This is a genomic window from Arthrobacter sp. HY1533, assembly GCF_027568515.1.
Taxonomy (GTDB): Bacteria; Actinomycetota; Actinomycetes; order Actinomycetales; family Micrococcaceae; genus Specibacter.
This window is the reverse complement of the sequence record NZ_JANKZF010000006.1, coordinates 1-11,899: the sequence shown is the minus strand read 5'-3', so window position 1 is coordinate 11,899 and position 11,899 is coordinate 1. Positions and strand designations below refer to the sequence as shown.

General features: G+C 63.8%; 11 protein-coding genes and 1 tRNA gene. 4 read left to right on the top strand and 8 right to left on the bottom strand.

Annotated elements, in window-relative coordinates; translation table 11 throughout:
- The first annotated feature begins 2 nt into the window (after positions 1–2).
- Positions 3–167, top strand: a complete 165-nt coding sequence (locus PCK14_RS06450; RefSeq protein ID WP_269937643.1) for a hypothetical protein — start codon at positions 3–5, stop codon at positions 165–167.
- A gap of 1 nt (position 168) precedes the next feature.
- Positions 169–807 carry an anthranilate synthase component II gene (locus tag PCK14_RS06445; RefSeq protein WP_269937642.1) on the top strand — a complete coding sequence of 213 codons (639 nt, stop codon included), beginning with the start codon at positions 169–171 and terminating at the stop codon, positions 805–807.
- A gap of 4 nt (positions 808–811) precedes the next feature.
- Here PCK14_RS06445 and pknB read toward each other — a convergent pair whose 3' ends face one another.
- The 7 genes from pknB to PCK14_RS06410 form a co-directional block, all read right to left on the bottom strand.
- Positions 812–2,722 carry a Stk1 family PASTA domain-containing Ser/Thr kinase gene (pknB, locus tag PCK14_RS06440; RefSeq protein WP_269937641.1) on the bottom strand — a complete coding sequence of 637 codons (1,911 nt, stop codon included), beginning with the start codon at positions 2,720–2,722 and terminating at the stop codon, positions 812–814.
- A gap of 63 nt (positions 2,723–2,785) precedes the next feature.
- Complete coding sequence (locus PCK14_RS06435) at positions 2,786–4,555, bottom strand: protein kinase domain-containing protein (RefSeq protein ID WP_269937640.1); 1,770 nt, start codon at positions 4,553–4,555, stop codon at positions 2,786–2,788.
- Positions 4,552–6,021, bottom strand: coding sequence for a peptidoglycan D,D-transpeptidase FtsI family protein (locus PCK14_RS06430; RefSeq protein WP_269937639.1), 1,470 nt, complete (start codon positions 6,019–6,021; stop codon positions 4,552–4,554). The genes PCK14_RS06435 and PCK14_RS06430 overlap by 4 nt, the downstream gene beginning before the upstream one ends.
- Entirely contained in the window at positions 6,018–7,412 is a 1,395-nt protein-coding gene (locus tag PCK14_RS06425; protein ID WP_269937638.1) for an FtsW/RodA/SpoVE family cell cycle protein, read from the bottom strand. Before PCK14_RS06425 ends, PCK14_RS06430 begins: the two co-directional genes overlap by 4 nt.
- Positions 7,409–9,115, bottom strand: coding sequence for a PP2C family protein-serine/threonine phosphatase (locus PCK14_RS06420; protein WP_269937856.1), 1,707 nt, complete (start codon positions 9,113–9,115; stop codon positions 7,409–7,411). Before PCK14_RS06420 ends, PCK14_RS06425 begins: the two co-directional genes overlap by 4 nt.
- 2 nt (positions 9,116–9,117) lie before the next feature.
- Positions 9,118–9,603, bottom strand: a complete 486-nt coding sequence (locus PCK14_RS06415) for an FHA domain-containing protein FhaB/FipA (RefSeq protein ID WP_269937637.1) — start codon at positions 9,601–9,603, stop codon at positions 9,118–9,120.
- Positions 9,600–10,409, bottom strand: a complete 810-nt coding sequence (locus PCK14_RS06410) for an FhaA domain-containing protein (RefSeq protein ID WP_269937636.1) — start codon at positions 10,407–10,409, stop codon at positions 9,600–9,602. Before PCK14_RS06410 ends, PCK14_RS06415 begins: the two co-directional genes overlap by 4 nt.
- A gap of 390 nt (positions 10,410–10,799) precedes the next feature.
- Here PCK14_RS06410 and PCK14_RS06405 point away from each other — a divergent pair.
- Together PCK14_RS06405 and PCK14_RS06400 are read left to right on the top strand one after the other, a co-directional pair.
- Positions 10,800–10,882: transfer RNA gene (locus PCK14_RS06405), tRNA-Leu, on the top strand.
- A 297-nt stretch (positions 10,883–11,179) separates the two neighbouring features.
- On the top strand, positions 11,180–11,554 hold the full coding sequence (locus PCK14_RS06400; RefSeq protein ID WP_269937635.1) for a phage holin family protein: 375 nt from the start codon (positions 11,180–11,182) through the stop codon (positions 11,552–11,554).
- 129 nt (positions 11,555–11,683) lie between these two features.
- On the opposite strand, the gene PCK14_RS06395 is transcribed toward PCK14_RS06400, so the two are convergent.
- The coding region (locus tag PCK14_RS06395) for a hypothetical protein (protein ID WP_269937634.1) at positions 11,684–11,899 on the bottom strand (216 nt) is incomplete at its 5' end.

Below are 11,899 nucleotides of genomic sequence, written 5' to 3'. Positions count from 1 at the left end.
GCATGTACGGCTGGATTTTTAGAAACCTCCCCGGGCCGCTGTGGTTCCGCATCATCACGTCTATCCTGTTCATCGCCGCAGCAGTGCTGGTGCTCATGCAGTTTGTGTTCCCGTGGCTTTCCCAGTTCAACCCCCTCAACGACTCAACGATCGGCGGTGGCGTCTGACATGGCAGTGCGCATCCTAGTCATAGACAACTACGACAGCTTTGTGTACACCCTGGTCGGCTACCTGCAGCAGCTCGGTGCCGAGACCACTGTGGTGCGCAACGACGACGTCACCCTCGCCGAGGCCATTGAGCTGGCCGAGGCCCGCGATGGTGTGCTGGTCTCCCCCGGCCCCGGAACGCCCGCAGAGGCCGGCGTGTGCATTGAGCTGATCAAGTGGTGCGGAAGCAACAACAAGCCCATGATGGGTGTCTGCCTGGGCCACCAGGCCCTTGCCGAAGCCTACGGCGGCACCGTCACGCATGCCGAGCAGCTGATGCACGGCAAGACAAGTGAAGTTCTCCACCATGGCACGAGCGTCTTTGCGGGCCTGCCCAGCCCAGTAACGGCCACACGCTACCACTCGCTGTCCGCGGTTCCGGCAAGCATCCCGGACGTCCTGGAAGTCACGGCTGAAACGGCCGACGGCGTGATCATGGGTTTGGCGCACAAGCACGCACCTTTGTGCGGAGTTCAGTTCCATCCGGAATCCGTGCTCACCGAGGGCGGCTACACGATGCTGGGCAACTGGCTCGAGTCGGTCGGCCTGGCAGGTGCTGCGGCGAAGGCCGCAACCCTGAGCCCCCTCATCAACAGCTGAAAAGTTAGGGTTTCGCCGGCGGGGAGTCCTTGGGGCCCTTGCTGGGCCCCTCCGTGGGGCTGGTGGTGACCGAACCAGTTGGCTCCTGTGTTGGCTCCACGGTTTCCGGCGCCTTGGCAAGGGTCACCACAACGGTTGTCCGCTGCGCCACGGCCGTGCCTGCCTGGATGGACTGGCCGGTGACCATGCCTGGGGTGACCACGGAGTTCTCCACCTCCTCGAACGTCACGTCCAGGTGCGTGGAGACCTTCTTGAGCGCCTCCGTGACGGATTCCTTGACCTTGGCCGGATCCTTGGTCAGGTCGAACAAGGACGGCATCAGCACCTGGCCGGTGGAAATCTTCAAGGTGACGGTGGTGCCGACCGCAACGCTGGTGCCGGGGGCAGGATCCGTGGTGACCACCTGGTTGGCCATGATGGTGCCGTCGTTGACCATTTGGTTGGGCCCGATCACCAGCTTCAAGTCAAGCAGGATCTGGCGCACCTCTGCCTCGGTGCGGCCCGCGAGATCCTTGGGGATCTCAACTTCTGACGGGCCCTTGGAGACAAAAACGTCTACGTTTGCGCCCGGCGCGGCAGTGGACCCGGCCGGCGGATCCGTGCGGATCACCAGCCCGGCCCTGACCGACTTGGAGAACTCCTCGGTGCTGTGGGGATTCAGGCCAAGCGCCAGCAATTGCGCCAGGGCGTCGTCCTTGTCCTTCTGGGCAAGGTTCGGAATGCTGACGTTCTGGACTGCGTCAGGCTGGGCGTTGATCATGTTGTAGCCCACAATGGCGCCACCACCCAGGACAAGGGCAAGCAGGACAAAGAGTGTGACCATCCAGGCCCGCCGGCGGCGCTTGAGTGCGGGGGGCACCTCCGCTGCGTCCTCGGGTTCTCCGCTGTCGGTGGTCAGCGCTCCCCCGGCCATGACCTTCGCCATGGCACGGGTGGAGGGCCCGTCGTCGGGCAGCATCGCCTCGGTGTCGGCCAGACTGGCGACCAGTGGAACTATCGCTGTGGATTCGGGGGCGGGAGCCGGCTGGCTGGCACTGTCCGGGGGCATGATGCCGGCGCCGGCAGCGCGCAGGGCACGGCGGAAGGAGGCTGCGTCCTGGAAGCGCTGGTTCCTGTCCTTCTGCAGGGCACGCATAAGCAGCGCGTCCAGTGCCTGGGACAGCGCGGGATTGAACGTGCTCGGGGCCGGGGGCAGTTCGCGAACATGCTGGTAGGCCACCGAGACCGGCGAATCGCCCGTGAAGGGCGGCCGGCCGGCAAGCATTTCGTACAGCAGGCATCCGGCGGAATACAGATCGGATCGGGCGTCAACACTTTCGCCGCGGGCCTGTTCCGGGGACAGGTACTGTGCCGTGCCCATGACCGTCTGCGTCTGGGTCATGGTTGCCGCGGAGTCCGAAATGGTGCGGGCAATGCCGAAGTCCATGACCTTGACCTGACCCAGGACGCCGCGGTCGTCTTCCGTGACCATGACGTTGGCGGGCTTGATGTCGCGGTGGACGATTCCGGCACGGTGGCTGTAGTCAAGGGCGGCCAGGACACCCATGGTGTAGTCAAGCGCCTGCTCGGTCGTGATCGACTTGGCCCGGATCAATTCGCGCAGGGTCTTGCCATGGACATACTCCATGACGATGTAGGGCAGGTGGGTGCTGTCGTGCGGCACATCTGAGGTGATGTGTTCACCCGTGTCGTACACGGCCACAATCGAAGGGTGGTTCAGGCCTGCAACGGCCTGGGCTTCACGCCTGAACCGGGCCTGCAGGTGGGAATCCCTGGCAACATCTGCCCGGAGCAGCTTGATGGCCACCGTCCGGCCCAGGCGCGTGTCGCGGGCCTTGTAGACGTCGGCCATGCCGCCCCTGCCCAGCAGCCCGCCGATCTCATACCGGTCATTCAGGACGCGCGGAACACTCATGGTGACTGTTTGTCCTTTCGGTTGAGGGTGGGTTCGCAGGGCTGCCGGGCAGTGATGGGGCTACTACTTCGGGTCCGCGGTCGGTGCAGTGGTGGCCTCGGCGGCGGGACCTGTGGAGACGTAGTACGTCACCACCGAACCCTTGGGCGTTGGTGTTCCTGCGGCAGGGTTGGTGCGGATGACTAGGCCCGGTGCCACGGTTGCCGACGGCTCCTCAACGCGGGCCGGCATGAAGCCAGCAGCAACCAGCGCGGCATCGTAGGCGTTGCCTTCCTGCCCGGCCGACGACGGAACCGGAGCGGTTTCGGTGCCCTTGGACACGGTGACAGTGATGGTGGAGCCCTCAGGCTGAAGGCCCGTCGGCGTCACGGAGATGACGTTGCCCTCAGGCACCGAGGCGCTGAACTCATCCGCCCGGGTCACCACCAGCTTGCCGCCGGTCAAGATGCCGTTGACCTCATCAAAGGTCTTTCCAACCAGCATGTTGCTGATGACATCGAACTGCTTGGGGGCTTCCGTTGTGGGCTCCTGCGTCGCCTCGGTGGGCTCGGGAGCCGCGGACGTGGTGGGCGGCGGGGCAGAGGTCTTCGTGACGGCCGGTGAGGACGTCTTGCTTTCCGTCGGGGCCGGGGAATTGCCGAAGAAGCCTGTACCCTGCAGCAGGAGGGCTCCCACGGCAAAGACGAGAAGGGCAATGAGGCCTACGAGCGGCCAGGTCCACGGGCTGCGGTGCTTCTTGGCCGGGGCCTCGGGCGGAAGGTCATCCTCCTCGGACAATAGCTCGTGGGAGCCTTCGTGCTCAGCATCCCAGGCGCGCTCGGCGCCGAGAATTTCCGCACGTGTCGGCGCAGGCGCCTCTTCCATGATGGTGGGCAGCGCCGTCGTGCTGGGCTCTGAGATGCTGCCAACCACTGTGGTGGGCGCTGTGGCATTGATGTCCACGGGGGCCGTGATGGGGCCGGTGGTCGCCTCGAACAGCAGCATTCCCGGCACCGCGGCATGGGCGGCCTTGATGTCGCCTGCGCGGATGGCGTCAGCGGCCTCGGCCAGCTTCAGGGCATTGGCCGGGCGGTTGGCCGGCTCCTTGGCCAGCATCGACATCAGCAGTGCGCGCACGGGTGTGGGCAGGGTGTCGGGCAGCGGCGGCGGGGCGTCGTTGACCTGGGCCAGGGCGATGGCGATCTGGGATTCACCCGAGAACGGGCGGTGCCCCGTGATGCACTCATAACCTATGACACCCAGGGAATATATGTCGCTGGAGCCGGTGGCCACCTGTCCTGTTGCCTGCTCCGGGGCAAGGTACTGGGCCGTGCCCATGACCTGTCCGGTCTGCGTCAGCGGCACCTGGTCGGCCAGGCGGGCAATGCCGAAGTCGGTGATCTTGACCTTGCCGTCGGGGGTGATCAGCAGGTTTCCGGGCTTCACGTCACGGTGCACCAGGCCCTGTGCGTGGGCCACGGCCAGGGCGCGGGCGGTCTGCGAGATCATGGACAGGGTCCAGTCGGCCGACAGCACATGCTCGCGCTCAATCATGGCGGACAGGGGTTCGCCCGGCACCAGCTCCATGACAAGGTAGGCGGAACCGTCCTCTTCGCCGTAGTCAAAGACGTTGGCAATGCCCTCGTGGTTCAGCAGCGCAGTGTGCTTTGCCTCCGCCCGAAAGCGTGCGCGGAAGCCGGGATCGCCCGTGTATTCATCCTTGAGGATCTTGATCGCGACAATCCTGCCCAGGACCAGGTCCTGGGCCTTCCACACCTCGCCCATGCCGCCGATGGCAATGCGTGATGTGAGTTGGAACCTGCCGCCTAAGGTGATACCGGAAATAGGCCTCACTTGTTCAACACCGCCTTGAAGAGTTTGCTTGCATTTGGACTGGTAAGTTCTGCGCCGGTGGCCACATTGACCCTCGGCATGACGATGGTGATGACCACTTCCGGGTCATTTGCCGGCGCGAAGCCCGTGAACCATGCGTTGTTCAACATTTCTCCGTTTTCATCGAGCCCGAGTTCGGCCGTACCCGTCTTGGCGGCCACTTCGACGCCGGGAACGGCAGCCGCCGCTCCGATGCCGTTGTCCACCACGCTGACCATCCAGTCCCTGATCTGGGCTGCAATCTCAGGGGTGGTCGACTGGCGCAAGACCTCGGGCTCAAGGCTTGAAACGGTCTTCAGGTCAGGGGTGCGGACCGTCTCCACGAGGTTTGGTGCCATCTGCTTGCCACCGTTGGCGATGGCCGCGGTCATCATGGCGATCTGAAGAGGTGTTGCGATGACATCCCGCTGGCCAATGGCGCTCTGGGCCAGCGACGGGGCATCCAGCACGCCCAGGCTGCCGGGGAAGCGGCTGGCTTCAACCGCGGCGGGGAACTTCAATGACTTGTCATTGAAGCCAAACTTCTCGGCCTGGGCCGTAATGGCGTCCTGGCCCAGGTCCAGGGCAATGCTCGCGAACGGTGTGTTGCAGGAGTTCTCCAGCGCAAAGGCGAACGTGGCCTTGTCCCGTGTGTAGCACTGGCCATACGCGTAGTTGGGCAGGCTGTAGTCGATGCCGGGGAAGGTCAGGTTTGCCGGGTTGGGCAGGACACTGTCCTTGTTGTACTTCCCGGACTCCAGGGCGGCGGCCGTGTCGATGATCTTGAACACCGAACCGGGCGCATAGGCCTGCCGGTAGGCGGAGGAGCCGTACAGGTTGATGCCCGGAATGGCCTGGAGCTCGGCCATGGAGGCGTCAAAGGCCTTCTTGTCGTGCGTTGCCATGAGGTTGGTGTCGTAGGACGGCTTGGACGCCATGGCGATGATGGCACCGGTCTTGGGGTTCATGGCCACGATGGATCCGCCAATGCCGTCCGGGATCATGTCATAGGCCATCTTCTGGATCTTGCTGTCGATGGTCAGCTCCACGGAGCGGCCCTGCGGCTGCGCACCCGTGAACACCTGGGCGATGCGGTCAAACAAGGCATCGCTGGAATTGCCCGTCAACTCATCCTTCATGGCTGCCTCCACGCCGTACTGGCCGGAGAACTTGCTGAAGAAGCCCGTGAGGCCGGCGTACAGCAGGGGGTCGTTGTACTTGCGCTGGTACTTGCAGTCAGTGTTGGTGGCAACGGATTCGGCAATGGCCTGCCCGTCCACCAGGATGGGCCCACGGCTGCTGCAGAAGTTCAGCTCCAGCTGCCTGTTGTTGTTTGGATGGGCGTTGAGCGAGTCCACGTCAAAGAACTGCACGTAGGAGATCGAGCCAAAGAGCAGCGCAAACAAGGCGATGGCTACTATCCAGGAATTGCGGATGGCCTGGTTCATGGTGCCGGCACCTCCTTCTGGGCCTGGTCAATGGTGGGAGTCGTCTCGACGGGCGCGGGCGGCCCCGTCACGTCAATGGGGCGCCGGGCGGCGTCGGAAATCTTCAGGATCAACGCAACGATGATCCAGTTGGACAGCAGGGAGGAACCGCCAGCGGCCAGGAACGGCGTGGTCAGGCCCGTCAACGGGATCAGCCGCGTCACGCCGCCGATGATGACAAAGCACTGCAGGGCCACGGCAAAGGAAAGACCCACCGCCAGCAGCTTGCCGAACGCATCGCGCGTGCCCAGGGCGGCCCGGAAGCCACGCGCAATGAACAGGGCGTACAGGCACAGGATGGCAAACAGGCCAACGAGCCCGAGTTCCTCGCCAATGCTGGCAATGATCATGTCCGAGTTGGCCAGCGGGATGCTGTACGGGGCGCCCTGGCCAAAACCGGTGCCGAGCAGGCCGCCGTTCGCCATGCCAAACAGGCCCGAGACGATCTGGCCGCTGCCGAAGGGCGCGCCGATGTATTCCGGGTCAAGGGCGTTCACCCACACATCGATGCGCTGGGTGACGTGCGGGAAGATCTGGTACGCAGCGACTCCGCCAACGGCGATCAGGGCAAGCCCAATCAGGATCCAGCTGATGCGGCTCGTGGCCACATAAATCATGACCATGAACAGGCCAAAGAACAGGATCGAGGTGCCCAGGTCGCGCTGGAACACCAGGACACCCACGCTGGCCAGCCAGGCCACGATCATGGGCGCCAAGTCCCGCACGCGCGGCAGCTGCAGCGGGCCGATCTTCTTTCCTGCCAGCAGGATCAAATCCCGGTTGGAGGAAAGATACCCGGCGAAGAATATGGCCAGCGTGATCTTTGCAATCTCGCCCGGCTGGAAGGTGAACGGGCCAATGGCGATCCAGACGGTTGCGCCGTTGACGTTTCCGGCGCTGATGCCGGGGACCAGGGGCAGAATCAGCAGGACCACTGATGCCAGCAGCGAAATATATGTGTAGCGGCGCAGGATCCTGTGGTCGCGCAGGAACCACACCACGGCAATGGCAGCAACAACGGCCAGGGAGGTCCACATCCACTGCCGCTGCCCCGCGGTGTCGCCTGTGGCGATGTCCAGCCGGTGGATGACGGCGAGGCCGAGGCCGTTCAGGGCCACCACAACAGGCAATATGACCGGATCGGCATACTTTGCCTTGAACCGCAGGACCATGTGGAAGGCCAGGGAAAGCCCCGCCAGAATGGCTATCTGGGCGAAGAAGTCGTTGTCAAAGGTCCGACCCAGATTCAGGTTCACCAGCGCATTGGCCAGTGCGGACATGCCCAGGGCAAGGATCAGCAAAAGCAGTTCCGTGTTGCGGCGGGGCTTGGCCACTGTTTGCAATTGGCTCATTTTCCGCCTCCGGGAATGCAGCTGGGCTGTGCGGTGGATGTTGCCGTGGGTTGTGCCGTGGCGGTTGCCTTGCCGCTTGGCGTGGCACTCGGTGTTGGCTTGGCACTCGGTGGGGCGGAGGTGCCTGCCGAGGGACTTGCGGTTGCCGTGGCGGTGGTTGCCGGCGCCAGGAATTCACACGGAGGCAGGCTGGTGCCTGTGCCCAACTGCAGGTCGCTGATGATCTGTTCTGCATCGCCGAGCGTTGATGCCGGCATGGTGCCTGCCACCAGCTGCTGCGAATAGTCCGGGAGCGAGGAGACCTCGACGCTGGTTTCGCGGTACAGGTGGGACAGTGAGATGGGCCCCAGGGACTGTGACACACCCTGGTAGATGGCCACGTTGCCGTTGCTGGTGCCCACAAAGTACTGTGTCTGGGTCCAGGCATAGGCGGCCCACGAGGCGGCCACGATTGCCAGTGCAGCCAGCGCGCCCACGATGGCCAGCACCAGGGGACGCTGTCGCAGCCTGGGCAGCGAAACCTCAGTGTCCTCCACCAGGGTGGGGCGGGTGGCGGTCTTGTGCGTGAGAACTGTGGCGGCACGCTGGGTGGCCGGGTGCCGTTCCAGTTGCGGGATCTTGCCCTCGGCATTGGCCGTCAGTGCCGCACCCACCAGCTCATGCTTGCGCGAGGACAGCTCCTTTGCCACGGCTGCGGCCCTGATGTGGGTGTCCAGCGCCTCGGCGTCATCGGTGCCTTCGACGGAACCCTCGGCCTCGTCGACGCCCTGGGCGTCGGTGGCCGCGGCAGGCGCCACCCCGGAAGCGGCGACGGCGTCTGCCGGCGTGACCCCGGCGGCAACTGCCGCCTCCGGCGCGGCCGGGGACCCGGCGTCGTGCTTGTCTGGGGACTGCTCCAGCGGCGGCAGGTCCGGCTCATCCGAAGGGTCGGCGGGCACTGTGTCCAGGGCTGCGGTGTGGGTTTCGACCGGGACGGCCTCGGCGATGTCGAAGACAACAACGGTGACGTTGTCCGGCGAACCCGCCGCCAGGGTCAGCTCGATGAGGGTGTCGGCAGCGGTGGCCAGCGACTTGGTGTGCCGGATGACCTCTTCAACCATTTCGTGGCGGACAAAGTTCAGTCCGTCCGAGCACAGCAGCCAGCGTTCACCGGGGCTTGCGTCAAAGTACAGGAGGTCCAGTTCCGGTGAGGCGTCGACGTCGCCCAGCACGCGCATGAGCACGTTCTTGTGGGGGTGGACCTCGGCTTCGGCCTCGGTCATGCGGCCCTCGTCGATCATGCGCTGGACAAAGGTGTGGTCAGTGCTCAGCTGCTCAAAGACGCCGTCCTTGAGCCGGTAGGCGCGGGAATCGCCAATGTGGGCGAATGCCAGCCGCTCGCCAGCGAGGAGCAGTGCGGTGACCGTGGTGCCCATGCCGGCAAGTTTGGGATTGACGTGCACCAGCTCGGAGAGCAGCGAATTGGCGCTCTGGATCTCATCGGCAAGATGGGCCCCGGCATCGCCGTCGTGGTGGTTGTGGTCAAGGTGCACCAGGTCCAGGACTGTGGAGGCGCTGGCAACGTCGCCGCCCGCGTGCCCGCCCATGCCGTCGGCAACCACGGCCAAATACTCGCCCACGTAGGCGGAGTCGTCATTCTTTGCCCTGACCATGCCCACATGGGATCTGGCCGCATAGCGCAGGACCAGCGGGTATTCGGCCATGCTCACGGCCTCAATTCGATGACCGTTTTGCCGATCCGCACGGGGACCCCAAGTTCCACAGGCAGGGCGCGGGTCAGCGCATTGCCGCCCAGGAACGTTCCATTGGTGGAACCCAGGTCTTCGATGAACCAGCGCGTGCCCTGGGGGAACAGACGTGCGTGGCGGCCGGAGGCGTAGTCGTCCTCCAACACAAGTGTGGCTTCCTGGGCGCGGCCCAGCAGGATGGGTGTGCCGGAAAGTTCCAGCGTGGTGCCGGCCAGCGGGCCTTCGGTCACCACGAGCTGGCGTGCCTGCACCTTGGCCGGAGGGGCATCCTCAACAAGTTCGGGATGCCGGCGGGCCTGCCTGGCCGTGGGTGCGCCCACCTTGGCCTTGCGGCCAATGACCAGGTCGCGGCGCATGGCAGCAACGACGGCGAAAACCATGATCCACATGAGCGCCAGGAAGCCGAAGCGCAGGATGGTGACAACAAGGCTGAGATCGTTCATCGGCTGCCACCTCCGCGGGCAGGCAGGATGCGGAATGTAATTTGGGTGCGTCCCATGGTGATGCTCGATCCGTCGTGCAACTCAGCGGAGCCCTGGATGCGGTGTCCATCCACATAGCTGCCGTTGGTGGACCCAAGGTCCACGGCAGTGCCGGCGCCGCCTTGTGTGCGGATTTCCAGGTGTTTGCGGGAGACGCCTGTGTCGTCGATAAGAATGTCGGCTTCCGAGGAGCGGCCCAGAACGATCGAGGGGGCGTTAAGGGAGTAGCGCTGGCCGTCTATGTCCAGCACGGGCTGGCCCTGGACTGCCGGGGTGGCAGCCTGGCGCTTGTAGACCGGCGCGGGAGCCGCGGGAGCCGCAGGGGCGGCGCCGGGGACCTGGCCGGGCCTGGACGGCGGGCGCGGCGGGGCCGGCTGGCTCGCACCAGGTGCCGAGCTCTCCCGCTCGGTGGAGGACTGGACCTCGAACTGGCCGGGGCGCAGTTCGCCGTCGTGGTTGAAGGCCACCCGGACCGGTCCCTGCAGGACATAGCCTTGGCTGCGTGCATGGTTGATGACCACGTCGCACAGTTCCTCGGCGAGCGTCACACCCCAGGAACGGGCGCGCTCAAAGTCCGCGTCGCCCAACTGAATGTTGAAAACGTTCGGGGCAAGTGTGCGCCCGGCGTCCAAGGTCATGGCCTTGTCGTCAAGCTCCCTGCGCAGTGCGCTGGCCATTTCCACAGGCTGCAATGACTTGGAACCAAGGGAGAAGGCTCCGCGAACTGCCTTTTCAATGCCCTTTTCAACGTTGTCAAACAATCCCATGCGCTCTCCTCTCCTCTGCCAGTGCCCGCTGCAAGACCGCAGCAGGGCCGTGTCCAGCCGCGCCCTCGGCGGGCGCAGACTGCCAGTTGCCCGCGCCGCGGACAACCCTGTTCAAGCTTGATACTACTGCCGGAATCTTTGAATACACCCATTGATCGGCCCGGATGTGGCAAATTTCCTACCTGGGTAGGGGTTTGTCAAAACTTTTTTGAAGTCTCCAAAATCCGCGCAATCTCGGGGTTTTCTGGGCCCTGGGCGCCTCGAATCGAAGCCGTTTGGGGGCCGCAGGGGACCTCGTTTAGGCAAATCGGCCAAACGTCCTATATGCTTGATCTCGCTGTTCCACTGAAAGACGAAATCACTTCGACTGTTCGGTGGGTAGCGAAAAACGCGCGAGTGGCGGAACGGCAGACGCGCTGGCTTCAGGTGCCAGTGTCCGAAAGGGCGTGGGGGTTCAAATCCCCCCTCGCGCACGTTTTGAAAAATCCCCGGTGAAACCCAAGGTTTCCCGGGGATTTTTTGTGCCCGGAAACAGTCTGACGGCATCCAAGGCCGGCCAGCTTCCCGCAAGCTGCTTCAGCCCGCTGTTCCACTCCTATATACCCGCTGTTCCACTCCTATATATAGGGACGCTGAGCAAGCGACTGTTGCCCGCCGCGCATACCTCTATATACTGTGCAGCAAACACACGTCCCTATATACAGTGCAGAATTCCTTCGCTGGCTGCCTGCCCCTGTTCCATGGATGCACGCCCGGCATAGGATCGGTGAATGAACAACCTCATGATTGGCATTGGCGTCCAGCTTGGCAGTTCCGCAGTGGCCATTGTCCTCGCAGCGATTCTCCTGCGCGGCTTTGGCTTGAACTTCGGGGGATTCCTGACTGCGGTGGTGGTCTTCACCATCGCCCAGTCGCTCTTGGCGGGCCTGGTGGCAAAACTGGCTGGCAAGTACGCCCCGGCCCTGGCAGGTGCGGCCTCGCTTGTATCCACCTGGCTGGCACTGATAGTCGCCACACTCCCCTTTGGCGGAATCCGCATCCACGGCTTCTTCACCTGGATCTGGGCCGCACTGATCATCTGGGGAGTTACGGCGCTTTGTGCGGTGCTTGTTCCCAAGTTCCTCCTGAAGCAATCCGCCCAATAGACCTCATTTGCTTGGCGTGGCAGGCAGGGCAGCCCGGCCAGGGCACCCACCGGCCTTCCGATTTGCGCAACGCCGAAAAGGTGTGTATTGTTTTCCGAGTTGCCCCGGTTGATGGGGGAACGAAAACCCCTAAAGATTGTGGCCGGTTTTGCCGGTTGTTTTCTTGTGTTTTGGTGGTGTTGGTCTGCTTGAGAGTGGATTTGCATTACTGAGATATTGCGGGTAAGCTTGAAAAGTTGCCCCGGCACTGATCGTCACGGACTGTTTGTTGGTTCTGGTGTGTTGGCTGGGTGTGGTTGTTGTTTGAGAACTCAATAGTGTGCCAAGTTTTATTGATACCAATTT